Below are 24030 nucleotides of genomic sequence, written 5' to 3' on the forward strand. Positions count from 1 at the left end.
CTTATCTTCCTTCATTAACAATATGGGTACCGGTTTCCCCGCGCAGCGCGGCGGGCAGGCAGTCTGGCGAGGTGATGATCACGCGCTTGCCGCCATGGCGTAAAAATTCCAGCGAGGCGACGATTTTGGGCAGCATGCTGCCCGCCGGGAAATGGCCCTCGTCTTTGTAACGCGTCATCTGCGCCACGCTCACCGTGTCCAGCGCCTGCTGATTCGGCTTGCCAAAGTGGATGCACACTTTTTCGACCCCGGTGGTGATCACCAGCACGTCGGCGCGGATCTCGCGCGCCAGCAGCGCGGTGGAGAGATCTTTATCAATCACCGCGTCAACGCTCTGGTAATCGCCCTGCTCAGTGCGCACCACCGGAATACCGCCGCCGCCCGCGCCAATTACCACAAAGCCTTTTTGCGTCAGGGTCTTGATGGCATCGGCTTCAACAATGCGTAACGGCTGCGGCGACGCCACCACGCGACGATAGCCCCGGCCAGAATCCTCAACAAAGTGCCAGTCCGGATGCGCCTGCTGCAGTTCATCGCGCTGCGCTTCGCTGAAGAACGCGCCGATGGGCTTGCTCGGGTGGCTAAAGCCCGGATCGTTTTTATCCACCTCCACCTGAGTGACGATGGTGACCGCTTTTTGCTCACCGCGCGCAGACAGGCGGTTGTTAAGCGCCTGCTGGATCAGGTAGCCGATCCCGCCCTGCGTATCCGCCACGCAGTTGGCCAGCGGCGTGAGCGGCAGTCCCTCCCGCTCGTGGGCAATTTCGGCGCGGCGGAGATCCAGCCCCACCTGGGGGCCGTTGCCGTGGGTAAGCACGATGTCATAGTCCGAGGCCAGCATCTCCAGCACCGACTCTGCCACCGCCTTTACCGCCTGCGCCTGATGTTCAACCGACTGGCTGGCGTTATCTTTGATAATGCTGTTGCCGCCAATGGCGACGACCATAAGCTCTTTCATTTTGTTTCCTTTAGAAGGTGCGTTCTGGTGCCCTCACCCCGGCCCTCTCCCACCGGGAGAGGGGGATTAACAGAGATATCCAGCACATGCTTCACCACAAACATGCCGCCCATCATCAGATACGCCGTCACAAACATCAGCGAACTGCCTTCGGCAAAGCCCACCACCGGGGCGTGGATCACGCCAAACAGCGCCAGCAGTGCGCCACCGGCGGCAGCAACGGCGCCGCGCAGCGGTTTGTTGATAATGGCGAAGATGGCGATGCAGCCCCACAGCATGCTGGCGAGCGGTGCGCCGCTGCCCAGATGCACCAGCCCCTCGTAGTAGATCCCTTTACTGTGCAGCACGTCGGTGCCGATTTTCGCCGCGCTGGTGCCCGCCGCGCCCATCACGCTGTTCATCATGGTCAACGCCCAGTTGGCGATCCACGGGAACAGGCAGATGAAAATCACGGGCACCTCCACTTTGGGCGTTTCCCTCACCACCTGGTTGGCGGTGACAACGCCGATAAACACCAGGATCGGCACGATGGCGGTCATCGGAATGATGGCGAGCATAAACGCCCCCAGCCCGAACAGCGGCACGATAAACATGGTCACGCCGGAGGCCAGCGTGTAGCCGATGCTGGCGCCCATCGCTTTCCAGCCCGCATGACCCACATAGACCGTCACCGGGAACGGATTGCCCATCAGGCAGCCGAGCATGGAGGCCAGGCCGTTCGCCAGCATTACCTTGCGGGTCGGGTACTCGTCTCCCGCCGCGTGGGCGCTTTCAATGTTTTCCAGGTCGAAGATGTAGTTCGCCAGCCCCAGCGGCACGGCAGACGCCAGGTACGGCAGCGCGTGCGGCAAGCCCTGCAGGAAACCTTCTACATGGACTTCGGGCGGGTTAAAGCCGAAAGAGGACATCGAGGCTTTGATTGCCTCCGGGCTTTGCAGGCCGGAGATCCACGCTAACACCGTGCCAGCAATCAACAACAGCAGACCGGTCGGGATCCTGGCGAAGATCGGTTTTTTGCCGAACCAGTTAATGAAGATCAGCAGCAACACAATGAACGACACGGTGGGCGCTTCAAACGCCTGCAGCATCGGGTTCATCGCCAGCAACAGCAGGCCCAGGCCCGACAGACACGAGAGCAGCACGGTACGCGGGATCATCTTGCGGATGGTCTCCCCCAGGAAAGAGCCGCCCGCCAGAATCATCGCCTCGACAAAGCACCACACCAGACCGATCTGAATGGCAAAATCCGCGTCACCGGTTTGCTGGTAGACCGGCATCAGGACCAGAAAAGTAACGGTAAAAATCGACGGCGCGCTCGGGCCAGACGGCAGCGCGGTGACGTCCGTTCGTCCGGTGGCGCGCGCCATCTGCAGGCCAAACCACGCGTAGCAGACGCTCGCCACCAGCACCGCCAGCCCGAAGGCCGGCGCGATGCGTCCATAAACAATCTCCTTCGGGATGCCGACGACAAAAATGAGCAACCCCATCATGGTCAGCAAATTGGTCAGGTTGTTGGTCATCAACCCGAAATATGCCGCCCAGTCACCTCTTTTCCACTCCAGTTTCATGTTTTTCATGGATGCTTGCCTTATAAAAAGTAGCGATCGCGGAAGGTCAACAGCGCCTTTTCAAAACAGCTAAACGGCGGGTGAACAATGCCCGCGCCAATCATGCCAATACCGGCGTCTTTGTGGGCAATAGCGGTATTGATAACCGGCAGAATGCCGCTGCCTGCGACTCGGGTGATGTCGATGGCGGTTGGAATGCCCATAAACGACAGCAGCGGAATGGTGACGTTCGGGTTTTCGCCGAGGGTGATTTCGCGCATCTGGCGGGAGAAATCGATGGCTTCTTCCACCGTACCGCCCACAAGCGCGACAATCGCCGGGGCCGTCGCCATCGCAAAGCCGCCGATACCGTAGGTTTCCGTGATGGCGCTGTCGCCGATATCCAGCCCGGAGTCTTCCGGCTTGTAACCCGCGAACATCGGGCCAATCACCTGCTGCGCCGGGCCGGTGAACCACTGCCCTGGCAGGCCAGAGACGCGCAGACCAAACTCGTAACCGTTACGCGCCATGGTGGTGACCACGGTGCTGTACTCAATGCCGTGGGCGGCGTCCAGCGCGGCCTTACACATCGCCATCCACGTCGGGCCGGAGAAGTAGTCGCTGCTGGCGACAAACTCAAATACCTCGCGCTGCTGCGCCACCGGATAGCCCGCCTGGATCAGCCCCGGCGTCAGCGCCTGGATCAGCAGCGTGGTGCCCGCGTTGTTGCGGTTGTGGCATTCGTCACCCATGTGCAGCGCCTGAGCCAGCATCAGGCGCAGATCGATTTCGCCGATAATCTTCATGGCGTCGCGCAGCATCGGGCCAAGCACATCGCGCATCCAGTTCAGACGGTCAATGACGCTCTGGTCGTTGGCGCCCATGCGCAGGATCTTCGCCATCTGCTCGCTGAGGTTGGTGTAGGCGCGGTTGCCGTAGGTTTTGTTCTCAACGATATGCATAAACATCGACGCGGAGGTGACGCCCGCCATCGAGCCCACGCAGTCGTGCTCGTGGCACGGCGAGAAGGTGATGTCGCCTGAAGCCGCCAGCCTTGCCGCCTCCTCCAGATCGTTCGCCAGCCCTTCAAACACCAGCGCGCCGGTGACAGCGCCTTTCATCGCGCCACACATATTTTCCCAGCTCACCGGAGGACCGGCATGCAGAATGGTGGTACGGGTCATCCCCGGCACAACGTTAATCGCCTGGTCGTACCCCACCAGCACCGGGTGGGACTGAATGATGCGCTCCAGCGCAATCTTGTTGGCGGCAGCGATCTTCTCTGCCAGCGGCTCCGCGGCCAACTGGTCGAGCGCTTCGACGATCTGCATATTGCCCTGCCCCGGCGGTGCCCAGTCGAGCTGGGTGACGGGGACGTGCTGTTTTTTAAGATCGTCACTGAACAGCGCAATACCGACGTTAATGACGTTCAGCGGTTGGTTGAATAAGGTGGTCATCAGGCGTTCTCCCCTTTGCAGACAAATTCGCGTGCCAGTAATCCGGTGTTAGTACTGCTGCTGGCCCAGATCACGCCGGCATCGGTCAAAAGCTGACACTGCTGCGCCAGCGACTGGGGATCCTGGTCGGTGCCCAACACATAGCCGAGGATCTCCAGCGGACGGTTATCGGCTTTCGCAATCGCCTGCGCCTCTTTAATGGCATCGAGCATCACGCCGACCGGATCCTCATGCGCGCCAAAGCCCAGCACGAAGTCCATCACAATTACGCCCACTTCCGGATCGCGCGCCTCCTGCAGCAGGCGGCTGATGCGGTTGGTCGGGTCGATCATCGGGTGCGGTTTGCCGTTGGTGAAATCGTCATCCCCAAAATCGAGGAAGGTGTGAGCCTGGCTGACGTTAATGTCGCGCAGGCGTTTCGCCGGATCGGGCTGAATGTTGCTGTAGACGTCGTCGTACTTCTCAAGCGCGGCGAACATCGCTTCATCACACAGGGTGCCGCCACAGAACAGACCGCGAATGTATTTCTGCTGCGGAGTGAGACGGGCGCGCACCTCTTCAATCAGGGGCCAGTTGAGCGGATGCAGGTCAAGGGACGCTTTGTTGATACCGGTGAGCAGCACGGCCTTCAGGGCCGCCTCTTTGGTGCCGCGGGCGAACTGCAGACCGTCTTCATCGGCGGGCGGTTCGTTGCGACCAAGGAAACAGGCGATGACCGGTTTGCGACAGGCCCGGGCACGCGCCAGCACCTTTTCTGCCACCGCTGGCGCTGGCGGTTTGGAGATCAGCGCGATGACCTGGGTGGCATCGTCGGCCTCCAGCATGTCGATGGCGTCGAGCATCATCAGACCACCGATTTTTTCACTGAGATCGCGCCCGCCGGTGCCAATCAGCTGCGATACCCCGCCGCCAAATTCATGAATGCGCACGCTCAGCTCCTGGCTACCGGTGCCGGACGCCCCGACAATGCCTATCGACCCGCGGCGTACGGCGTTGGCGAAGCACAGTCCTGCGCCGTTGATAATAGCGGTGCCGCAGTCTGGCCCCATCATCAGCAGCCCTTTCTGATGCGCCAGTTGCTTGAGCGCCAGCTCATCGTCGAGGGATACGTTATCGGAAAAGAGCATCACGTTGAGATCGTTTTCAAGCGCCTTGCGCGCTTCGCGTGCCGCAAACATGCCGTTTACTGAAATCACCGCCAGGTTACTGTCGGGACGGTGGGCTTTCGCGCTGGCCAGAGTCGCGTAGCGTGCTTCATGGGTGCCCGCGCTCTCTTTTCGGGTAAATAACGCTTCAATCGCCGCCAGGGTTTCATCATTGGCCGCGTCGCCTTTAATGACGATCATCAGATCGCCGTTTTTCGCATCCTCTAATTCCGGCGTTAACAGCCCGAGATTTTTTAATACGCCTTTGTTCATTTCCGTCGCCATCGCCACAAAGGCCTGCTCAACGCCCGGCAATTTATTGGCTTTGGTGGAAACGGACATTAATGAGACGGAGTCAAAATACGTGTTCTTTTTAATCACGATTTTTGTGGGCATTATTTTCTCCTGAATGCGGATAAAAGGGGGCCGCCGTCGTGCAAAATGCACGTCGGAAAAATACGTTTGAAATGGGGGCCAGCCGGAAACAGGCTGGCCGAATAAATTACGCGCCCGCCGCCAGCAGCAGGTCAGCTATCGCGTGGTAGCCTTTTTCCCGCGCCAGTTCGAGCGGGGTTTTACCGTATTTATCGGTCATGTGCGGATTCGCACCGTGGTCCAGCAGCAGCTTCACGATCGCCTGCTGTTTCGGGCCGCCGTCATTCAGGACAATGGCTTCCAGCAGCGGCGTCCAGCCGACAAAATTGGTGTGATTAACGTTGATATCGGTCTTTTCCAGCAGCTCGCGGACAATCTCCACATGTCCTTTCTCACTGGCGGGCGTAATCCCCACTCCGCCGAAGCGCGTCAGGCGGTCCAGATCCGGGTTGGCGGGCAGAACAAGCCGCAGCAGGGTTAAATCATTGGTCAGGCAGCTTATCAGGAAGGGGTTAAAACAGGTCTGGTCCTGTTTATCTATATCCGCACCGGCGTCAATTAATAACGCGACACAGGGGTAATGTTTTTTCAGGCTGGCAATAACAATGGCGGTTCTTTTCTGACGGTTAGTGGCGTTAATATCGACACCTTTCTCAAGGCAGGCTTTTAGCGCGTCGACATTACCCTGCTCTGCCGCCAGTAAAAATTCCGTCACAAGTTCGTTCGCAGACATACAGACTCCCGATGGTGTGTTGCTGATGACCTGAGAATAGCAACAGCCCTTTCAGAAAAGAATCCGCTTAAAAATCATTCATCGACAGTCAATTCATTGTTGAGTTAAATTCAACGGTTCAGCCAAAACGTGCGTCTGTGCAACCTTTTTCTTATGGGTAAGCGTTTTTTCAGGCCATTCACGGCATTTTGCTTATGACCAAAGAAGCCTTGCATAACAAGGCCTGTAGCTAAACATCAGAACTGTGACCGCCGTCAAATGCGTTGTTGCGCCGCTGTTAAAATATGTTCAAAACTGATGGTAACCCGGAGCCGTAATATGAATTCCATCTTTACTGAAGAGAATCTGCTGGCCTTCACCACGGCGGCGCGTTTTGGCAGTTTCAGCAAAGCCGCCGCCGAGCTGGGTGTGACCACGTCGGCCATCAGTTACACCATCAAACGTATGGAGACCGGGCTGGACGTGGTGCTGTTTGTGCGTAACACCCGCAGCATCGAGCTGACCGAGTCCGGCTTTTACTTTTACCGCAAGGCTACCGATCTGCTGAACGATTTCTATGCCATCAGGCGAGGGATAGACACCATCTCTCAGGGCATCGAGGCGCGGGTACGCATCTGCATCAATCAGCTTTTGTATACCCCACGTCATACCGCGCGGCTGCTGCAGGTGCTGAAAAAGCAGTTTCCCACCTGCCAGATCACCGTCACCACGGAGGTCTATAACGGCGTCTGGGACTCAATCATCAATAACCAGGCCAATATCGCGATTGGCGCGCCGGATACGCTTCTTGACGGCGGCGGCATTGATTACACGGAGATTGGCGCTATCCGCTGGGTATTCGCCATCGCGCCGGAACACCCGCTGGCGTTTGTCCCGGAACCGATCGCGGAAAGCCAGCTGCGCCTCTACCCGAATATCATGGTGGAGGACACCGCGCACACCATTAATAAGAAGGTCGGCTGGCTGCTGCACGGGCAGGAGGCGATTCTGGTGCCGGATTTTAACACCAAATGCCAGTGTCAGATTCTGGGGGAAGGGATCGGTTTTTTACCGGAATACATGGCCCGGGAGGCCATAGCGGACGGGCTGCTGGTGACACGACGCATCAATAACCCGCGTCAGGATTCGCGCATGCTGCTTGCCACGCAGCATGCGGCGACCGGCCAGGTTACGCGCTGGATCAAACAGCAGTTCGGCCCACAGGGCGTACTGACCGGGATCTACAGCGACTTACTGTGGCGCACATAGTTTCTCGTCTGAACCCAAAACGCGTGGATAAGTCCAGGGAAGTAGCCCAGTATGGTCAGAAGGATATTCAGGATAAACGCCCAGCCCAGTCCCTTGCCAAGCAGTACGCCCAGCGGCGGGAGAATAATCGTAAAAACAACACGCCAAAAACCCATAAAGACTCCGTGCAAGCTAACCAATTGAAAATTATAAAAGAGACATCTCTAAGCGTAGCCAGTTTACGGGTAACTGCCATTCGGCTGGCGCGCTTTTACCTGCCTTTACCCTCTTTACACTGGCTTAAATCCTTCTTTAAATGCTCTACTACATAAAACACGATCGTAAGGAAACACCATGTCTCTTCCTCTGATTACGCCACAGCAGGCAAACGCGCTTATTGATGACGGCGCAAAGCTGATTGATATTCGCGATCCTGACGAATATGCCCGCGAGCATATTCCCGCCGCACAGTCCGTGCCGCTGGACACCTTACCCGGCGCACTGAACGCCGGGGCGGGTGAAACGGTGATTTTTCACTGCCAGTCCGGGGCCAGAACATCCAACAACGCCGCACGTCTTGCCCAGGCGGCGTCGCCAGCTCAGGCCTTCGTGGTCGAGGGCGGTATTCAGGGCTGGAAACAGGCCGGACTGCCGACCGTAGAAGATAAATCCCAGCCGCTGCCGCTGATGCGTCAGGTGCAGATTGCTGCCGGGCTGCTGATTCTGTGCGGCGTGGTGCTGGGCTATACGCTCTCCAGCGGCTTCTTCCTGCTGAGCGGTTTTGTCGGGGCCGGGCTTCTGTTTGCTGGCCTGACCGGATTTTGCGGCATGGCAAGACTGCTCAAGGTGATGCCGTGGAACAGACATACCTCATAAGCAGTAATCGATGAACCCTGCTGTACCCGGCGTGTGACGTGGGCTACAGTGAAGATCGCTAAAACGATGAGGAGGTTCTATGTTTTCTGTCGGTGATTATGTGCAACCGCGTCAGGGCGGCCCGAAACTGAAAGTGCTCGAAGTGAATGGGGATAGCATTGTGGCCGTTCAGGCCAGCAATGAGCAGGGCGAGAAATATACCCTGAAAGCAGCGGATGTTGCGCTGTACACCGAAGACGGTGATTTTGGCGTCTGCTAAACAGACAACCGGGCGGAGTCTTCCGCCCGGCTCACGCATTAGATCAGAAAATCATCCAGTGATTTGCCGTTTTCCAGCGCATTGGCAATAGGCTTCGGCGTGCGGCCCTGACCGGTCCACGTTTTCTCTTCACCGTTCTGGTCAATAAAGCGATATTTTGCTTCACGCGGCTTACGTTTTTTCGCCGATTTACCCGCATGCGCCAGCTCTACACCCAGCAGATCGGACGGTGAAATACCATCGGCTTTCATCCGTTCCAGCAGAGCATTAATTTTTTCCTGCTGCTCAGCGCGCTGTTGCTCTAATTCCGCCTGCTCACTACGTTTCTCTTCAGCAACGACCCTGACTTTTTCCAGCATTTCCTCAAGAACGTCCAGGGATAATTCACGCGCCATGGCGCGCAGAGTTCGGATATTATTAAGATTCTGTAACGTCAAAGACATATTATTTGAAAACCTTTTTTGTGGTGAGTCGTAAAATCAAAGCGAAGAATAATTCATTTCAAACATAATATCCACCCATCGACGCTTTTTGTCATTATTGTAAATATTTTTAAAGACACAGCTTATATTATCCGGATATCGCGTTGTCGCGCTGCTTTTAATAAACATTCATAACAACATAAACGGTCGGTTTTAAGGCAAATCACAGGAGGGTACGCTGCGCGCTGCGTGTCGCACGATCACCGCCCACGCATCGCAAGCAACTTGTTGATTTTGCGCATCAAAAAACAGGACGAGAAACAAAATAACGAAGCGAGCAAAAAACCATCACCTTTAGAGGATTTTGTGGAAAAAATGCGAATAAATAAAAATTTAACACTAGTTGTTAGTTTAAAGCCAGAAGGATACGCTATACGCGTCAACCAAACCAACCCAAATCACTAAGATCATTACTTTTGTGCGTCTCAAGGAGCTCAGCCATGTTCTCACCGCAATCTCGCCTGCGCCACGCGGTAGCGGATACTTTCGCGATGGTTGTCTACTGTTCCGTCGTGAACATGCTGATTGAAATATTCCTCTCCGGAATGACCTTCGAGCAGTCACTTTCTTCGCGTCTGGTAGCGATCCCGGTGAACATTATTATCGCCTGGCCTTACGGCTTATACCGTGATGCCGTAATGCGCTTCGCCCGCCGCATCAGCCCGTCTGGCTGGATGAAAAACCTGGCAGATGTGCTGGCCTATGTGACGTTTCAGTCGCCGGTGTATGTGGCGATCCTGTTGACGGTGGGGGCAGACTGGCATCAGATTGCCGCAGCGGTGAGCTCAAATATCGTGATTTCGATGTTGATGGGCGCGGTGTATGGCTATTTCCTCGACTACTGTCGTCGCCTGTTCAGGGTCAGCCAGTACAGCCAGGCAAAAGCCTGATATGAAGCGACTGGCGTATGCCAGTCGCAGTATTATTGTGCGTCGCCAAACAGTCCCTTCAGAAACCGCTCCAGCGCCATACGCGAGCTAAAACCATGCGGAATACCATAATGCTCGTGCGTCTCGCCGCCTAAATAGAGCGGAAATTGCTGGTAGTGATCGCAGGTTTTAATATCCGAGGCAGGCTCAGCAAATGACAGACTTCTGTCTTTCAGCGTCGGGTGAATAATAAGAGCGGTACGCCCCATTCTGGCTTCACGATTCACGTAAACATAATTCTCGCCACGGCGATAGCCATACGCTTTTGGCGTCACTTCATCCATGGTGAATCCCGCTTTTTCAAGAACGCGCGCCACCTCATCCGGTCGTAAATACATATCTTTTCCTCGTTATCTTTTCCTGCCCGGCAACCTTACAGTATTCAGCATTAGCAGGGCTTTCAGAATATTCCATAAACGGCCTGATGAGTCGTGACTCGCTTCAGATATTAAATTTCTGAACTAAACTAAACCGGAAGACAAAATTATGGAGGATCGTATGTTTAACAGACCGAACCAAAACGATATTAACGACGACGCTCAGGATATTCGTAATGATGTCAGCAGATTAGCGGACACGCTGGAGGAGGTGCTGAAATCCTGGGGCTCCGATGCGAAGGACGATGCGGAGGCCGCAAAACGTAAGGCTCAGTCTCTGCTGCGTGAAACACGCGCCCGGATGCATGGCCGCTCTCGTGCCACCCAGGCTGCCTGCGACATGGCAAGTTGCGCCACCACCTTCGTTCGTGAAAAACCGCTGTGTACCCTGGGTACGGTCGCGGCGGTGGGTATTTTTGTTGGCGCCCTGCTTAGCCTGCGTAAGTAAGCACGCGTTATCAGCCCCGGTTGCCTCTGGCGCCGGGGCTTTTCTTTGTCTGAAAGCCTGAAAAACCCGTGCAGCCTGCCCTGCCCCGCTGTGCTCATCATTGGGGCGCCATCAATCTGAATTTCCCATATCTTGTATGGTTGAAACTTAGCACAACTACATCTAGTATTCCCTTTAGCAAGACACACACAACCTGACGCGATGCTTCGCGCCGTTCTCTCATTTTAAATGGAAATACGAATCATGAGCATTATTATTTACACTCGTAACGATTGTGTTCAGTGCCACGCGACCAAACGCGCTATGGAAAGCCGCGGGGTGGACTTTGAGATGGTGAATATCGATCTGGTGCCCGAGGCTGCCGATACACTTCGTGCCCAGGGATTTCGCCAGTTGCCAGTGGTGGTGGCCGGGGAAACCAGCTGGTCTGGCTTTCGCCCGGACATGATTAACCGCCTCGCCGCGCAGGCCGCAAGGGCATGAGTGGGCTGGTTTACTTCTCCAGCAGCTCGGAAAACACGCTCCGCTTTATTGAGCGCGTCGGGCTGCCTGCGGTGCGCATTCCGCTCAACGAGCGGGAGCGTATTCAGGTAGACGACCCTTACATTCTGGTGGTTCCCAGCTATGGCGGCGGCGGTACGGCAGGTGCGGTACCGCGTCAGGTGATCCGCTTTCTCAACGATCCCCATAACCGCGCGCTTATTCGCGGCGTGATTGCGGCGGGCAATCGTAATTTCGGCGACGCCTTTGGTCGCGCCGGGGATGTCATCTCTCAAAAATGCGGCGTGCCGTATCTCTATCGCTTTGAACTGATGGGGACACAGCAGGACGTAGAGAACGTGCGTAAAGGAGTGAACGAATTTTGGCAACGACAACCGCAGAACGCGTAATGCAGGCGACACCGGACTACCACGCCTTAAACGCGATGCTTAACCTCTACGATCGCGAGGGGCGCATCCAGTTTGGTAAAGATCATGACGCCGTGGACGCCTTTTTTGCCGCCCACGTCCGTCCAAACAGCGTGACGTTCGCCAGCCAGGATGAGCGTCTCGACTACCTGGTCAACGAAGGGTATTACGAAGAACGCGTGCTCTCCCGTTACGACCGCGCCTTTGTGGTCAGGTTATTTGAGCGGGCCCACGCCAGCGGTTTTCGGTTCCAGACGTTTCTGGGCGCCTGGAAGTATTACACCAGCTACACCCTGAAAACCTTTGACGGCAAACGCTATCTTGAAAGCTTTGAGGATCGCGTAGTGATGGTGGCACTGACCCTGGCCCAGGGCGATGAAGCCCTGGCTGAACAGCTGATGGAAGAGATCCTCTCCGGACGCTTCCAGCCGGCCACCCCGACCTTCCTTAACTGCGGCAAGGCCCAGCGAGGCGAGCTGGTCTCCTGTTTCCTGCTGCGCATAGAAGACAATATGGAGTCGATTGGCCGCGCGGTAAATTCGGCGCTGCAGCTGTCCAAACGCGGCGGCGGCGTGGCGTTTTTACTGTCTAACCTGCGTGAAGCGGGTGCGCCAATTAAGCGCATTGAGAACCAGTCATCCGGCGTGATCCCGGTGATGAAGATGCTGGAAGATGCCTTCTCCTACGCCAACCAGCTTGGCGCGCGTCAGGGGGCCGGGGCGGTCTACCTGCACGCCCACCACCCGGACATTCTGCGTTTTCTGGATACCAAACGCGAAAACGCCGACGAAAAAATCCGTATCAAAACCCTGTCGCTTGGCGTGGTGATCCCGGATATCACCTTTAAGCTCGCCAAAGAGAATGCCGACATGGCGCTGTTCTCGCCGTATGACATCGAGCGAATTTACGGCAAAGCGTTTGGCGACGTGGCGATAAGCGAGCTTTACGACGAACTGGTTGCCGACGATCGCATTCGCAAAAAATACATCAACGCCCGCGATTTCTTCCAGCGGCTTGCCGAAATTCAGTTTGAGTCCGGCTACCCGTATATCATGTATGAAGACACGGTAAACCGTGCGAACCCGATTGCCGGGCGCATCAACATGAGCAACCTCTGTTCGGAGATTTTGCAGGTCAACAGCGCGTCCACTTATGACGAGAATCTGAACTACGCCGACATCGGCAAAGATATCTCCTGCAACCTCGGGTCGCTGAATATTGCCCACACCATGGATTCACCCGATTTTGGCCGTACGGTCGACACGGCGGTTCGCGGCCTGACGGCAGTATCAGACATGAGTCATATCCGCAGCGTGCCGTCCATTGAGGCAGGCAACGCCGCGTCGCACGCCATTGGTCTGGGGCAGATGAACCTGCACGGCTATCTGGCGCGGGAAGGCATCGCCTACGGCAGCCCGGAAGGGCTGGATTTCACCAACCTCTATTTTTACACCATCACCTGGCATGCGCTGCACACCTCAATGATGCTGGCGCGCGAGCGCAACCAGCGCTTCGCGGGCTTTGAGCAGTCGCGCTATGCCAGCGGGGAATATTTCAGTCAGTACCTGGAGGGCGACTGGCAGCCGAAAACGGAGAAAGTGCGCGCGTTGTTTGCCCGCGCCGGGATCGTTCTGCCCACGCGCGAAATGTGGCAGCAGCTGCGTGACGATGTTATGCGTCACGGCATCTATAACCAGAACCTGCAGGCGGTGCCGCCCACCGGCTCTATCTCCTATATCAATCACGCCACGTCGAGCATTCACCCGATTGTGTCGAAAATTGAGATCCGCAAGGAGGGCAAAACCGGGCGCGTTTACTACCCCGCCCCGTTTATGACCAATGAGAACCTGGCGCTGTATCAGGACGCGTATGAAATTGGCCCGGAAAAAATCATCGATACCTACGCCGAAGCAACCCGACACGTGGATCAGGGCCTGTCGCTGACGCTCTTCTTCCCGGACACGGCCACCACGCGGGATATCAACAAAGCACAGATTTATGCCTGGAAGAAAGGCATTAAAACGCTCTATTACATTCGCCTGCGCCAGCTTGCGCTGGAAGGCACCGAAATCGAAGGCTGCGTGTCCTGCGCGCTGTAAGGAGAAAGGATGAAACTGTCACGCGTGAGTGCGATTAACTGGAACCACATTCAGGATGATAAGGACCTGGAGGTGTGGAACCGCCTGACCAGCAACTTCTGGCTGCCGGAAAAAGTGCCGCTTTCTAACGATATTCCGGCCTGGCAAACCCTGAGTCATGCCGAGCAGCAGCTGACAATTCGCGTCTTTACCGGTCTGACGCTGCTGGACACCATCCAGAATACCGTTGGCGCCCCCGCGCTGATGGCCGATGCGCTGACGCCGCACGAAGAGGCGGTGATGTCGAACATCAGCTTTATGGAAGCGGTGCACGCCCGCTCTTACAGCTCGATCTTCTCGACGCTGTGCCAGACCAAAGATGTGGATGCGGCCTACAGCTGGAGTGAAGAGAGCGAGTCACTGCAGCGCAAGGCCAACCTGGTGCTGGATTATTATCAGGCCGATGAGCCGCTGAAGAAGAAAATCGCCAGCGTGTTTCTGGAATCATTCCTCTTCTACTCCGGCTTCTGGCTGCCGATGTACTGGTCGAGCCGCGGCAAACTCACCAACACCGCCGATCTCATTCGCCTCATCATCCGGGATGAAGCGGTGCACGGGTATTACATCGGCTATAAGTACCAGAAAGGGCTGGAGAAAGTCAGTGATGCCAGACGCGAGGAGCTAAAAGGATTTGCCCTTGATTTGCTGATGGATCTCTATGATAACGAACTGAGCTATACCGAAGAGCTCTACGCCGGAACCGGCTGGGAAGAGGAGGTAAAAGCCTTCCTCTGTTACAACGCCAATAAGGCGCTGATGAACCTCGGCTACGAAGCGTTGTTCCCGCCGGAAATGGCCGACGTGAACCCGGCAATTCTGGCGGCGCTCTCCCCCAACGCTGATGAAAACCACGACTTCTTTTCCGGGTCCGGCTCATCGTATGTGATGGGCAAAGCGGTGGAAACAGAAGATGAGGACTGGGATTTTTAATGAGCGCCTTAACGTTCATTAATTAAATATAAATATTCCAATTTCCTTCCGGATATTTCACCTTCAGCTACACTGTCATCTCCACGACATATTCGCCTGAATCACTCCGATCCAGGCGAATTCTCCCGATGGCGCAGCAAAAAATTCACAAAAATTCAGATCGCGCTCAGCCCTTTACTCATGGGAAATTCAGCCGTTTCGCTTACTGCAAAATTCAACCCATAAGCAAACCCAGGGTTGCCTCAGAATCTGAGTATGTTAGGGTTATGCCCGTTAACAATTTACCATGGTAATCATATCGACATAAACAAATAACAGGACACTCTCTATTGCATGGCAATTAAATTAGAAGTGAAGAATCTTTATAAAATATTTGGCGAGCATCCGCAGCGCGCATTCAAATATATTGAAAAAGGCCTTTCGAAAGAGCAAATTCTGGAAAAAACCGGGCTATCGCTTGGCGTTAAAGACGCCAGTCTGGCCATTGAAGAAGGCGAGATTTTTGTCATCATGGGGTTATCCGGTTCGGGTAAATCCACTATGGTTCGCCTTCTCAATCGCCTGATTGAACCCACCCGTGGGCAGGTCCTGATTGATGGTGTAGACATTGCCCAAATATCAGATGCCGAACTTCGCGAGGTGCGCAGAAAAAAGATTGCGATGGTCTTCCAGTCGTTCGCCCTGATGCCGCATATGACGGTACTGGATAATACCGCCTTTGGTATGGAATTAGCGGGCGTTGCCGCCAGTGAACGTCAGGAAAAAGCACTTGATGCATTGCGCCAGGTGGGGCTGGAAAATTATGCCCATGCGTATCCGGATGAGCTTTCCGGCGGCATGCGTCAGCGTGTAGGTTTAGCCCGCGCATTAGCCATTAATCCCGATATTTTATTAATGGATGAAGCCTTCTCGGCGCTTGATCCCTTAATTCGCACCGAGATGCAGGATGAGCTGGTAAAATTACAGGCCAGACACCAGCGCACCATTGTCTTTATTTCTCACGATCTCGATGAAGCCATGCGTATTGGCGACCGCATTGCCATTATGCAAAATGGCGAAGTGGTGCAGGTCGGTACACCGGATGAAATTCTGAATAATCCGGCAAATGATTATGTGCGGACCTTCTTCCGCGGCGTGGATATTAGCCAGGTGTTTAGCGCCAAAGATATTGCCCGTCGTACCCCGAACGGCATTATTCGTAAAACGCCAGGTTTCGGTCCGCGCTCTGCCCTTAAGCTTCTGCAGGACGAAGACCGTGAATACGGTTATCTGGTTGAACGCGGCAATAAATTTGTCGGCGTTGTCTCCATCGATTCTCTCAAAACCGCGCTCAGCGAAAACCAGGGAATTGATGCGGCGTTAATTGACGCTCCGCTCGCCGTGGATGCCGAAACGCCGCTCAGCGAGTTGCTCTCTCACGTCGGCCAGGCACCCTGTGCCGTGCCGGTTATTGGAGAAGAACAACAGTACGTCGGCATCATCTCAAAACGGATGTTGCTGCAGGCTTTAGATCGCGAGGGGGCAAACCATGGCTGATCAATCTAACCCGTGGGGCACCACAGAGGCAGCAGACAGCGCTGCGCAATCTGCCGATGCGTGGGGTTCCACGCCAGCACCGGCCGATGGCGGTGGCGCGGCAGACTGGCTCAATAATGCGCCAGCACCGGCACCAGAACATTTCAATATTATGGATCCGTTCCACAAAACGCTGATCCCCCTGGACAGCTGGGTAACGGAGGGGATCGACTGGGTGGTTACCCATTTCCGTCCCGTCTTCCAGGGGATCCGCGTTCCGGTGGATTACATCCTCAACGGCTTCCAGCAGCTGATGCTGGGCATGCCCGCGCCGGTGGCGATTGTGCTGTTCTCGCTGATCGCCTGGCAGTTTGGTAGCGCAGGCATGGGGATCGCCACGCTGATCTCGTTGATTGCGATTGGTGCCATTGGCGCGTGGTCGCAGGCGATGATCACCCTGGCGCTGGTGCTGACCGCCCTGCTCTTCTGCATTGTCATTGGTTTGCCTACGGGGATCTGGCTGGCGCGCAGTCCACGGGCGGCGAAGATCGTTCGTCCGCTGCTGGATGCGATGCAAACCACGCCAGCGTTCGTTTATCTGGTGCCCATCGTGATGCTGTTCGGTATCGGCAACGTGCCGGGCGTGGTGGTGACCATTATCTTCGCTCTGCCGCCGATTATTCGTCTGACAATACTCGGGATTAACCAGGTGCCTGCGGATCTGATTGAGGCCTCCCGTTCGTTCGGTGCCAGCCCGCGGCAGATGCTGTTTAAAGTTCAGCTCCCGCTGGCAATGCCTACCATCATGGCGGGGGTTAACCAGACGCTGATGCTAGCGCTCTCGATGGTGGTGATCGCCTCGATGATTGCCGTTGGCGGGCTGGGTCAAATGGTACTGCGCGGTATTGGCCGCCTCGATATGGGGCTGGCGACCGTCGGCGGCGTGGGCATTGTGATCCTCGCCATTATCCTTGACCGCCTGACCCAGGCTGTCGGTCGTGATTCACGCAGTCGCGGCAACCGTCGCTGGTATACCACCGGCCCTGTCGGGTTACTCACCCGCCCATTCAGAAAATAAGGAACAACGATGCGACATAAGGTACTTTTTGCCACAGCGTTTGCCACCCTTGTCTCCACCAGCGCATTCGCCGCGGACCTGCCGGGTAAAGGCATTACCGTGCAGCCGGTGCAGAGCACCATTTCGGAAGAGAGCTTCCAGACGCTTATCGTCAGCCGCGCGCTGGAGAAGCTGGGTTATACGGTCAATACGCCGAGCGAAGTGGATTACAACGTCGGCTACACCTCGATTGCCTCCGGTGATGCGACCTTCACTGCCGTCAACTGGCAGCCGCTGCACGACGATATGTACGCCGCGGCTGGCGGTGATAAGAAGTTCTACCGTGAAGGCACCTTCGTGACCGGTGCGGCGCAGGGTTATTTGATCGACAAGAAAACCGCCGACCAGTACCACATCACCAATATTGAGCAGCTCAAAGATCCGAAGATCGCCAAACTGTTCGACACTAACGGCGACGGCAAAGCCGATATGATGGGCTGCTCGCCGGGCTGGGGTTGTGAAGCGGTGATTAACCACCAGAACAAAGCGTACGGTCTGGCGAAAACCGTCGACGTGAGCCACGGCAACTACTCAGCGATGATGGCCGACACCATCGCCCGCTTTAAAGAGGGTAAACCGGTGATTTATTACACCTGGACCCCGTACTGGGTGAGCGACGTGCTGAAGCCGGGTAAAGATGTGGTGTGGCTGCAGGTGCCGTTCTCCTCCCTGCCGGGCGAGCAGAAAGATATCGACACCAAACTGCCGAACGGCATGAACTATGGCTTCCCGGTGAATACGATGCATATCGTCGCCAACAAAGCCTGGGCGGAGAAAAACCCGGCCGCGGCCAAACTGTTCTCGGTAATGAAGCTGCCGCTGGCGGACATCAACGCCCAGAATGCGATGATGCACGCGGGCAAATCGTCTGAGGCGGATGTGAAGGGCCACGTTGACGGCTGGATTAAAGCCCACCAGCAGCAGTTTGATGGCTGGGTGAAGGAAGCGCTTGAGGCGCAGAAGTAAAGTAATTTTCCCTCATCCCGGCTCTCTTAATCGTTCCCTCTCCCTGTGGGTTGAGGGATCCCCAGTAATTTTTTACCGAAAGCGATGAATGTTGCTTCAGGAAAATGAAGGACTTACAGCGACGCCCTGGTCCGGCTGTAAATCGCTGAGGCGTTTCCTGCAGGCCGGGGCGAGGCGCATGGATGCGCCGAGAGGGCGGCTTTACAGGGACGTTACATCCGCCCGCCCCCGATAAGCCGGAAGGAATAAGCCGAGGGCACCGCGAAGCGGCGATTTACCGCCGGGAGCCCGGGTCGCCAGGGCGGTGGCGATTGAGCCGCCCTGGCACGTTCACAAGTCATGCCGTTACAGAGTAGCAAGGAACATAAAGTGAACGGAATGACCTCTACAGCCATATGTTCCCCCTCACCCCAGCCCTCTCCCTCAAGGGAGAGGGGGTCCTCCGTGCAGGCATTATTTTATGGGGAACCCTCAGCCCTGTGGGAGAGGGTTTGGGTGAGGGCACCAGACCGCACCATCCCCTAAACCGCACAATCCATCACCCAACAATCCCCCATCCTTCACAATCATTGGTTATTATTGTTTCCGGAAAAATAATCACTTAACTAATGATTTCTGAAACCCATGACAAAAACATCTCAGGGGCTTAGCCCCGCGCTTATTCTTTTAATGTCCGTGGCAACGGGTCTGGCGGTCGCCAGTAACTACTACGCTCAACCTCTGCTCGATACCATCGCCCGGGCGTTTAACCTTTCTGCCAGCTCGGCAGGCTTTATTGTCACCGCCGCGCAGCTCGGCTATGCCGCCGGGTTGCTGTTCCTGGTGCCGCTCGGCGACATGTTTGAGCGCCGGATGCTGATTGTCTCCATGACCCTGCTGGCCGCAGGCGGCATGCTGATCACCGCCAGCAGCCACTCTTTAACAATGATGATTATCGGCACCGCGCTGACGGGTCTGTTCTCCGTGGTGGCGCAAATTCTGGTTCCACTGGCCGCCACCCTCGCCGCACCGGAAAAGCGCGGCAAAGTGGTGGGCACTATCATGAGCGGCCTGCTGCTGGGGATACTGCTGGCACGTACCGTAGCAGGTCTGCTGGCCAGCCTTGGCGGCTGGCGTACCGTCTACTGGGTGGCAAGCGTGCTGATGGTGGTGATGGCGCTCGCGCTCTGGCGCGGCTTGCCGAAGGTGAAGCAGGAAAATCACCTGAACTATCCTCAGCTTCTGGCCTCCGTGTTCAGCCTCTTTACCCGGGATAAACTCCTGCGCACCCGCGCGCTGCTGGGATGTTTCACCTTCGCCAACTTCAGCATCCTATGGACGTCGATGGCCTTTCTGCTGGCCGCACCGCCATTTAACTATTCCGAAGGGGTGATTGGTCTGTTTGGTCTGGCCGGTGCGGCGGGGGCGCTCGGCGCGCGTCCGGCAGGCGGGCTGGCCGATAAGGGCAAATCTCACATGACCACCAGCGCGGGACTGGTGCTGCTTCTGCTCTCCTGGGCGGCCATCTGGTACGGTCATACCTCCGTGCTGGCGCTGATCGTCGGCATTCTGGTGCTCGACCTCACCGTACAGGGCGTGCATATCACTAACCAGACCGTGATTTACCGCGTGAAGCCAGACGCGCGAAACCGTCTTACTGCCGGGTACATGACCAGCTACTTCATCGGCGGTGCTGCAGGCTCGTTAATTTCCGCCTCGGCGTGGCAGCATGGCGGGTGGACAGGCGTGTGCGCGACAGGGGCCGTTGTCGCCGCGCTAAACCTGGTAGTATGGTGGCGTGGATACCATCGTCAGGAAGCCATTCACTAAGTTTTACATAGCTTTGGGCCTCTTAGGGTGTAAAGGGGCCCCTCACTCTGTTAATGTAAACGTAATCATTTATCCCAGAAATTTTAATGTGGGTGACATATTTTCAAACGGCATGAATAGTTCAGACCCCTGTCCTCACATCCTCTCTTCAGCGGGTTCATCCCTCTCTCTTTCTGTGCTCACCGGGTCACGGACTTACCCGGCGCTTTCTGATAGTGACATTAGTTTGGCGGATTTAACCGCACAAATAATTCATTTACATTATTTGTCACTGTCGTTACTATATCGGCTGTAATTAATGAGGTTATGCCCAAATGGATAGTTCGTTTACGCCCATTGAACAAATGCTTAAATTCCGCGCCAGTCGTCATGAGGACTTTCCGTATCAGGAAATCCTGCTGACCCGCCTGTGCATGCACATGCAGGGGAAACTGCTGGATAATCGTAATAAGATGCTGAAAGCTCAGGGGATTAACGAGACGTTATTTATGGCGTTGATTACGCTGGAGTCTCAGGAAAACCACAGTATTCAGCCGTCTGAGCTGAGCTGCGCGCTGGGTTCGTCCCGTACGAACGCCACCCGTATCGCTGATGAGCTGGAAAAGCGCGGCTGGATTGAACGCCGTGAAAGCGATAACGACCGCCGTTGCCTGCATCTGCAACTGACCGACAAAGGTCACCAATTCCTGCGTGAGGTGCTGCCACCTCAGCACAACTGCCTGCACAAACTCTGGTCTGTTCTCAGCACAAGCGAGCGCGACCAGCTTGAGCACATCACTCGCAAGCTGCTCACCCGTCTGGATCAGATGGATGAAGATGGCGCCATCCTTGAGGCGCTGCGCTAACGCGACGACACGCTCGAACATCCAGATTTAAAAAAAGAAAACTGACAGGCCAGCACGTGACACTGCTGGCCTTTCTGACAACAGGTCGGCTCAGCCGATGTGAAAATAAGAAGATCGTGGAGAACAACAATGAGCGCAAATGCGGAGAACACAACCCCGCAGCAACCGGCCAACAAGAAAGGCAAACGTAAGAGCGCCCTTCTTCTGTTGACCTTGCTCTTTATCATTATTGCCGTGGCATATGGGATCTATTGGTTTTTAGTATTGCGTCATGCAGAAGAGACAGACGACGCATACGTGGCAGGGAATCAGGTACAAATTATGGCGCAGGTGTCGGGCAGCGTGACGAAAGTCTGGGCTGACAATACCGACTTTGTGCAAAAAGGGGATGTGCTGGTCACGCTGGATCCGACCGACGCTCAACAGGCGTTTGAAAAAGCACAGACCGCGCTGGCCTCCAGCGTGCGTCAGACCCGTCAGCTGATGATCAACAGTAAGCAGCTGCAGGCCAACATCGACGTGCAGAAAACCGCACTCGCCCAGGCGCAGAGCGACCTGAACCGTCGCGTGCCGCTCGGTACCGCCAATCTGATTGGCCGTGAAGAGCTGCAGCACGCCCGCGATGCCGTTGCCAGCGCCCAGGCGCAGCTGGATGTGGCTATTCAGCAGTACAACGCTAACCAGGCGATGATTCTCGGTACCAGCCTTGAAAACCAGCCTGCGGTACAACAGGCGGCGACCGAAGTGCGTAACGCATGGCTTGCCCTGCAGCGTACCAAAATCGTCAGCCCGATGACCGGCTACGTCTCCCGTCGTTCCGTACAGCCAGGCGCGCAGATCAGCCCAACCACGCCGCTGATGGCGGTCGTGCCGGCGGACAATCTGTGGGTTGATGCGAACTTTAAAGAGACGCAGCTTGCCCATATGCGTATCGGCCAGACCGCAACTGTTATCAGCGACATTTACGGCGACGACGTGAAGTACACCGGTAAAGTAGTGGGTCTGGATATGGGTACCGGCAGCGCCTTCTCGCTGCTGCCTGCGCAAAACGCCACCGGTAACTGGATCAAAGTGGTGCAGCGTCTGCCTGTGCGTATCGAGCTTGATCCTAAACAGCTGGCAGACCATCCGCTGCGTATTGGCCTCTCCACGCTGGTAACGGTGGATACCGCTAACCGCGACGGCCAGATTCTGGCAAGCCAGGTACGCAGCACCCCGGCTTATGAAAGTAACGCCCGTGAAATTAGCCTCGATCCGGTCAACAAGCTGATCGATGACATCGTGAAGGCAAACGCCGGTTAATCCGAAGGTGAGCGTTATGCAACAGCAAAAGCCGCAAAAACCGCTGGAAGGCGCGCAGCTGGTCATTATGACCATTGCGCTGTCGCTGGCGACATTCATGCAGGTGCTGGACTCCACCATCGCAAACGTGGCAATCCCGACGATCGCCGGGAACCTTGGCTCGTCATTGAGCCAGGGAACCTGGGTCATTACCTCGTTCGGGGTGGCAAACGCCATTTCCATTCCGATTACCGGCTGGCTGGCGAAGCGCGTCGGTGAGGTGAAGTTGTTCCTGTGGTCAACGGTGGCGTTTGTGCTGGCCTCCTGGGCGTGCGGGATGTCCAGCAGCCTGACGATGCTGATTTTCTTCCGCGTCATCCAGGGGATTGTCGCCGGGCCGCTGATCCCCCTTTCGCAAAGTTTGCTGCTGAGTAACTACCCGCCTGCAAAACGCTCCGTCGCGCTGGCGCTGTGGTCAATGACCGTGATCGTCGCGCCTATCTGCGGGCCGATTCTCGGCGGGTACATCAGCGATAACTACCACTGGGGCTGGATCTTCTTCATTAACGTTCCGATTGGAGCGGTTGTGGTTCTGATGACGCTGCAATCCCTGCGCGGTCGTGAGACCCGTACCGAACAGCGGCGAATCGACAGCATTGGTCTGGCGCTGCTGATCCTCGGTATCGGCAGTCTGCAGATCATGCTCGACCGGGGTAAGGAGCTGGACTGGTTCAACTCGCAGGAGATCATCATCCTCACCATTGTCGCGGTGGTGTCGCTGAGCTTCCTGATTGTCTGGGAGCTGACGGACGACAACCCGATAGTCGATCTCTCGCTGTTTAAGTCGCGAAATTTCACCATCGGCTGTCTGTGTATCAGCCTCGCCTATATGCTCTACTTCGGCGCGATTGTTCTGCTGCCGCAGCTGCTGCAGGAGGTGTATGGCTATACCGCGACCTGGGCGGGTCTGGCCTCTGCGCCTGTTGGGGTGATCCCGGTGCTGCTGTCGCCAATCATTGGCCGCTTTGCCCATAAGCTCGACATGCGCAGGCTGGTGACCTTCAGCTTCATTATGTATGCGGTGTGCTTCTACTGGCGTGCGTATACCTTTGAACCGGGGATGGACTTTGGCGCCTCTGCGTGGCCGCAGTTTATTCAGGGCTTCGCGGTAGCGTGCTTCTTTATGCCGCTGACCACCATCACGCTGTCTGGCTTACCGCCTGAGCGTCTGGCGGCCGCGTCGAGCCTGTCGAACTTTACCCGTACATTAGCGGGCTCCATCGGGACATCGATCACCACCACGCTGTGGACAAACCGGGAATCGATGCACCATGCGCAGCTGACCGAAGCGGTAAATCCGTACAACCCGAATGCGCAGCAGATGTATAGCCAGCTTCAGGGGATGGGCATGACGGAACAGCAGGCGTCCGGCTGGATTGCCCAGCAGATCACCAACCAGGGGCTGATTATCTCGGCTAACGAGATTTTCTGGATATCCGCGGGGATCTTCATCGTCCTGCTGGGGCTGGTGTGGTTTGCCAGACCGCCGTTTGGTGCCGGCGGTGGAGGGGGTGGCGCGCACTAGTCCTCTGCGTGAAATGCCCGGTGGCGCTTCGCTTACCGGGCCTAGGATATGTGCACATCCGGCATAACCCGCGCTGTTGTCCAAAACGCGACAGCAATTGTCACATCCGATAAAGCAGCGCTC

The 24030-nt window shown here is 56.1% G+C and carries 24 protein-coding genes; 16 read left to right on the forward strand and 8 right to left on the reverse strand.

Annotated elements, in window-relative coordinates; genetic code table 11:
• Nucleotide 1: 1 nt before the first annotated feature.
• From ACQG2G_RS16695 to ACQG2G_RS16715, 5 genes are all read right to left on the reverse strand, one after another.
• Nucleotides 2-958, reverse strand: a complete 957-nt coding sequence (locus tag ACQG2G_RS16695; protein ID WP_205918721.1) for a carbamate kinase family protein — start codon at nt 956-958, stop codon at nt 2-4.
• Nucleotides 955-2535, reverse strand: coding sequence for a xanthine permease (locus tag ACQG2G_RS16700; RefSeq protein WP_013098405.1), 1581 nt, complete (start codon nt 2533-2535; stop codon nt 955-957). Before ACQG2G_RS16700 ends, ACQG2G_RS16695 begins: the two co-directional genes overlap by 4 nt.
• An 11-nt stretch (nt 2536-2546) precedes the next feature.
• Nucleotides 2547-3962, reverse strand: a complete 1416-nt coding sequence (locus ACQG2G_RS16705) for a DUF1116 domain-containing protein (RefSeq protein WP_013098406.1) — start codon at nt 3960-3962, stop codon at nt 2547-2549.
• A complete protein-coding gene (gene fdrA / locus ACQG2G_RS16710; protein WP_029883714.1) occupies nt 3962-5503 on the reverse strand; it encodes an acyl-CoA synthetase FdrA in 1542 nt (513 codons plus the stop codon). Before fdrA ends, ACQG2G_RS16705 begins: the two co-directional genes overlap by 1 nt.
• A 106-nt stretch (nt 5504-5609) precedes the next feature.
• Nucleotides 5610-6215: an ankyrin repeat domain-containing protein gene (locus ACQG2G_RS16715; protein ID WP_014832999.1), complete on the reverse strand. Its 606-nt coding sequence runs from the start codon at nt 6213-6215 to the stop codon at nt 5610-5612.
• A 318-nt stretch (nt 6216-6533) separates the two neighbouring features.
• Here ACQG2G_RS16715 and ACQG2G_RS16720 point away from each other — a divergent pair, with 318 nt between their 5' ends.
• Nucleotides 6534-7463, forward strand: a complete 930-nt coding sequence (locus tag ACQG2G_RS16720) for a LysR substrate-binding domain-containing protein (protein WP_236275359.1) — start codon at nt 6534-6536, stop codon at nt 7461-7463.
• On the opposite strand, the gene ACQG2G_RS16725 is transcribed toward ACQG2G_RS16720, so the two are convergent.
• Nucleotides 7436-7618 (reverse strand): YqaE/Pmp3 family membrane protein, encoded by a 183-nt coding sequence (locus ACQG2G_RS16725; RefSeq protein ID WP_236275356.1) that lies wholly within the window; start codon nt 7616-7618, stop codon nt 7436-7438. The genes ACQG2G_RS16720 and ACQG2G_RS16725 overlap by 28 nt on opposite strands.
• A gap of 178 nt (nt 7619-7796) precedes the next feature.
• On the opposite strand from ACQG2G_RS16725, the gene ACQG2G_RS16730 reads away from it, so the two are divergent.
• Both ACQG2G_RS16730 and ACQG2G_RS16735 read left to right on the forward strand, forming a co-directional pair.
• Nucleotides 7797-8318: a rhodanese family protein gene (locus ACQG2G_RS16730; protein WP_057072122.1), complete on the forward strand. Its 522-nt coding sequence runs from the start codon at nt 7797-7799 to the stop codon at nt 8316-8318.
• 79 nt (nt 8319-8397) lie between these two features.
• Nucleotides 8398-8577, forward strand: coding sequence for a hypothetical protein (locus ACQG2G_RS16735; protein ID WP_023621597.1), 180 nt, complete (start codon nt 8398-8400; stop codon nt 8575-8577).
• A 38-nt stretch (nt 8578-8615) separates the two neighbouring features.
• Here ACQG2G_RS16735 and stpA read toward each other — a convergent pair whose 3' ends face one another.
• The gene (stpA, locus tag ACQG2G_RS16740) at nt 8616-9020 is read right to left on the reverse strand and encodes a DNA-binding protein StpA (protein ID WP_013098413.1); all 405 of its coding nucleotides are present in this window, start codon (nt 9018-9020) and stop codon (nt 8616-8618) included.
• A gap of 479 nt (nt 9021-9499) precedes the next feature.
• Here stpA and alaE point away from each other — a divergent pair, with 479 nt between their 5' ends.
• Nucleotides 9500-9949 (forward strand): L-alanine exporter AlaE, encoded by a 450-nt coding sequence (gene alaE, locus ACQG2G_RS16745; RefSeq protein ID WP_013098416.1) that lies wholly within the window; start codon nt 9500-9502, stop codon nt 9947-9949.
• A gap of 32 nt (nt 9950-9981) precedes the next feature.
• On the opposite strand, the gene ACQG2G_RS16750 is transcribed toward alaE, so the two are convergent.
• Nucleotides 9982-10326: a DUF2002 family protein gene (locus tag ACQG2G_RS16750; RefSeq protein ID WP_013098417.1), complete on the reverse strand. Its 345-nt coding sequence runs from the start codon at nt 10324-10326 to the stop codon at nt 9982-9984.
• Between the two features lie 160 nt (nt 10327-10486).
• Here ACQG2G_RS16750 and ACQG2G_RS16755 point away from each other — a divergent pair, with 160 nt between their 5' ends.
• The 12 genes from ACQG2G_RS16755 to emrB all read left to right on the forward strand — a co-directional run bounded on the left by ACQG2G_RS16755 (nt 10487) and on the right by emrB (nt 23907).
• Entirely contained in the window at nt 10487-10813 is a 327-nt protein-coding gene (locus ACQG2G_RS16755; RefSeq protein WP_029883716.1) for a DUF883 domain-containing protein, read from the forward strand.
• 243 nt (nt 10814-11056) lie between these two features.
• Nucleotides 11057-11296 carry a glutaredoxin-like protein NrdH gene (gene nrdH, locus ACQG2G_RS16760; RefSeq protein WP_013098419.1) on the forward strand — a complete coding sequence of 80 codons (240 nt, stop codon included), beginning with the start codon at nt 11057-11059 and terminating at the stop codon, nt 11294-11296.
• Nucleotides 11293-11703, forward strand: a complete 411-nt coding sequence (nrdI, locus tag ACQG2G_RS16765) for a class Ib ribonucleoside-diphosphate reductase assembly flavoprotein NrdI (protein WP_029883717.1) — start codon at nt 11293-11295, stop codon at nt 11701-11703. The genes nrdH and nrdI overlap by 4 nt, the downstream gene beginning before the upstream one ends.
• Nucleotides 11676-13820, forward strand: coding sequence for a class 1b ribonucleoside-diphosphate reductase subunit alpha (nrdE, locus tag ACQG2G_RS16770; protein ID WP_248766604.1), 2145 nt, complete (start codon nt 11676-11678; stop codon nt 13818-13820). The genes nrdI and nrdE overlap by 28 nt, the downstream gene beginning before the upstream one ends.
• A 9-nt stretch (nt 13821-13829) precedes the next feature.
• Entirely contained in the window at nt 13830-14789 is a 960-nt protein-coding gene (nrdF, locus tag ACQG2G_RS16775) for a class 1b ribonucleoside-diphosphate reductase subunit beta (protein WP_020684925.1), read from the forward strand.
• A gap of 333 nt (nt 14790-15122) precedes the next feature.
• Nucleotides 15123-16325 carry a glycine betaine/L-proline ABC transporter ATP-binding protein ProV gene (gene proV, locus ACQG2G_RS16780; protein ID WP_013098423.1) on the forward strand — a complete coding sequence of 401 codons (1203 nt, stop codon included), beginning with the start codon at nt 15123-15125 and terminating at the stop codon, nt 16323-16325.
• Nucleotides 16318-17382: a glycine betaine/L-proline ABC transporter permease ProW gene (gene proW, locus ACQG2G_RS16785; RefSeq protein ID WP_013098424.1), complete on the forward strand. Its 1065-nt coding sequence runs from the start codon at nt 16318-16320 to the stop codon at nt 17380-17382. The genes proV and proW overlap by 8 nt, the downstream gene beginning before the upstream one ends.
• A 9-nt stretch (nt 17383-17391) precedes the next feature.
• Nucleotides 17392-18387: a glycine betaine/L-proline ABC transporter substrate-binding protein ProX gene (gene proX, locus ACQG2G_RS16790; protein ID WP_013098425.1), complete on the forward strand. Its 996-nt coding sequence runs from the start codon at nt 17392-17394 to the stop codon at nt 18385-18387.
• Nucleotides 18388-19011: 624 nt separating this feature from the next.
• On the forward strand, nt 19012-20196 hold the full coding sequence (locus ACQG2G_RS16795; RefSeq protein ID WP_013098426.1) for an MFS transporter: 1185 nt from the start codon (nt 19012-19014) through the stop codon (nt 20194-20196).
• A 314-nt stretch (nt 20197-20510) separates the two neighbouring features.
• Nucleotides 20511-21041 carry a transcriptional repressor MprA gene (mprA, locus tag ACQG2G_RS16800; protein WP_013098427.1) on the forward strand — a complete coding sequence of 177 codons (531 nt, stop codon included), beginning with the start codon at nt 20511-20513 and terminating at the stop codon, nt 21039-21041.
• Nucleotides 21042-21170: 129 nt separating this feature from the next.
• Nucleotides 21171-22343 (forward strand): multidrug efflux MFS transporter periplasmic adaptor subunit EmrA, encoded by a 1173-nt coding sequence (gene emrA, locus ACQG2G_RS16805; protein WP_013098428.1) that lies wholly within the window; start codon nt 21171-21173, stop codon nt 22341-22343.
• A gap of 16 nt (nt 22344-22359) precedes the next feature.
• A complete protein-coding gene (gene emrB / locus ACQG2G_RS16810) occupies nt 22360-23907 on the forward strand; it encodes a multidrug efflux MFS transporter permease subunit EmrB (RefSeq protein ID WP_013098429.1) in 1548 nt (515 codons plus the stop codon).
• Nucleotides 23908-24030 lie beyond the last annotated feature (123 nt).

It is taken from the genome of Enterobacter cloacae complex sp. 382A5 (assembly GCF_050031095.1).
GTDB lineage: Bacteria > Pseudomonadota > Gammaproteobacteria > Enterobacterales > Enterobacteriaceae > Enterobacter > Enterobacter cloacae.

What these genes read in the sequence shown, in the direction of transcription:
- ACQG2G_RS16695 (WP_205918721.1), bottom strand. Translation starts at nt 958, where the DNA reads ATGAAAGAGCTTATGGTCGTCGCCATTGGCGGCAACAGCATTATCAAA.
- ACQG2G_RS16700 (WP_013098405.1), bottom strand. Translation starts at nt 2,535, where the DNA reads ATGAAAAACATGAAACTGGAGTGGAAAAGAGGTGACTGGGCGGCATAT.
- ACQG2G_RS16705 (WP_013098406.1), bottom strand. Translation starts at nt 3,962, where the DNA reads ATGACCACCTTATTCAACCAACCGCTGAACGTCATTAACGTCGGTATT.
- fdrA (WP_029883714.1), bottom strand. Translation starts at nt 5,503, where the DNA reads ATGCCCACAAAAATCGTGATTAAAAAGAACACGTATTTTGACTCCGTC.
- ACQG2G_RS16715 (WP_014832999.1), bottom strand. Translation starts at nt 6,215, where the DNA reads ATGTCTGCGAACGAACTTGTGACGGAATTTTTACTGGCGGCAGAGCAG.
- ACQG2G_RS16720 (WP_236275359.1), top strand. Translation starts at nt 6,534, where the DNA reads ATGAATTCCATCTTTACTGAAGAGAATCTGCTGGCCTTCACCACGGCG.
- ACQG2G_RS16725 (WP_236275356.1), bottom strand. Translation starts at nt 7,618, where the DNA reads ATGGGTTTTTGGCGTGTTGTTTTTACGATTATTCTCCCGCCGCTGGGC.
- ACQG2G_RS16730 (WP_057072122.1), top strand. Translation starts at nt 7,797, where the DNA reads ATGTCTCTTCCTCTGATTACGCCACAGCAGGCAAACGCGCTTATTGAT.
- ACQG2G_RS16735 (WP_023621597.1), top strand. Translation starts at nt 8,398, where the DNA reads ATGTTTTCTGTCGGTGATTATGTGCAACCGCGTCAGGGCGGCCCGAAA.
- stpA (WP_013098413.1), bottom strand. Translation starts at nt 9,020, where the DNA reads ATGTCTTTGACGTTACAGAATCTTAATAATATCCGAACTCTGCGCGCC.
- alaE (WP_013098416.1), top strand. Translation starts at nt 9,500, where the DNA reads ATGTTCTCACCGCAATCTCGCCTGCGCCACGCGGTAGCGGATACTTTC.
- ACQG2G_RS16750 (WP_013098417.1), bottom strand. Translation starts at nt 10,326, where the DNA reads ATGTATTTACGACCGGATGAGGTGGCGCGCGTTCTTGAAAAAGCGGGA.
- ACQG2G_RS16755 (WP_029883716.1), top strand. Translation starts at nt 10,487, where the DNA reads ATGTTTAACAGACCGAACCAAAACGATATTAACGACGACGCTCAGGAT.
- nrdH (WP_013098419.1), top strand. Translation starts at nt 11,057, where the DNA reads ATGAGCATTATTATTTACACTCGTAACGATTGTGTTCAGTGCCACGCG.
- nrdI (WP_029883717.1), top strand. Translation starts at nt 11,293, where the DNA reads ATGAGTGGGCTGGTTTACTTCTCCAGCAGCTCGGAAAACACGCTCCGC.
- nrdF (WP_020684925.1), top strand. Translation starts at nt 13,830, where the DNA reads ATGAAACTGTCACGCGTGAGTGCGATTAACTGGAACCACATTCAGGAT.
- proV (WP_013098423.1), top strand. Translation starts at nt 15,123, where the DNA reads ATGGCAATTAAATTAGAAGTGAAGAATCTTTATAAAATATTTGGCGAG.
- proW (WP_013098424.1), top strand. Translation starts at nt 16,318, where the DNA reads ATGGCTGATCAATCTAACCCGTGGGGCACCACAGAGGCAGCAGACAGC.
- proX (WP_013098425.1), top strand. Translation starts at nt 17,392, where the DNA reads ATGCGACATAAGGTACTTTTTGCCACAGCGTTTGCCACCCTTGTCTCC.
- ACQG2G_RS16795 (WP_013098426.1), top strand. Translation starts at nt 19,012, where the DNA reads ATGACAAAAACATCTCAGGGGCTTAGCCCCGCGCTTATTCTTTTAATG.
- mprA (WP_013098427.1), top strand. Translation starts at nt 20,511, where the DNA reads ATGGATAGTTCGTTTACGCCCATTGAACAAATGCTTAAATTCCGCGCC.
- emrA (WP_013098428.1), top strand. Translation starts at nt 21,171, where the DNA reads ATGAGCGCAAATGCGGAGAACACAACCCCGCAGCAACCGGCCAACAAG.
- emrB (WP_013098429.1), top strand. Translation starts at nt 22,360, where the DNA reads ATGCAACAGCAAAAGCCGCAAAAACCGCTGGAAGGCGCGCAGCTGGTC.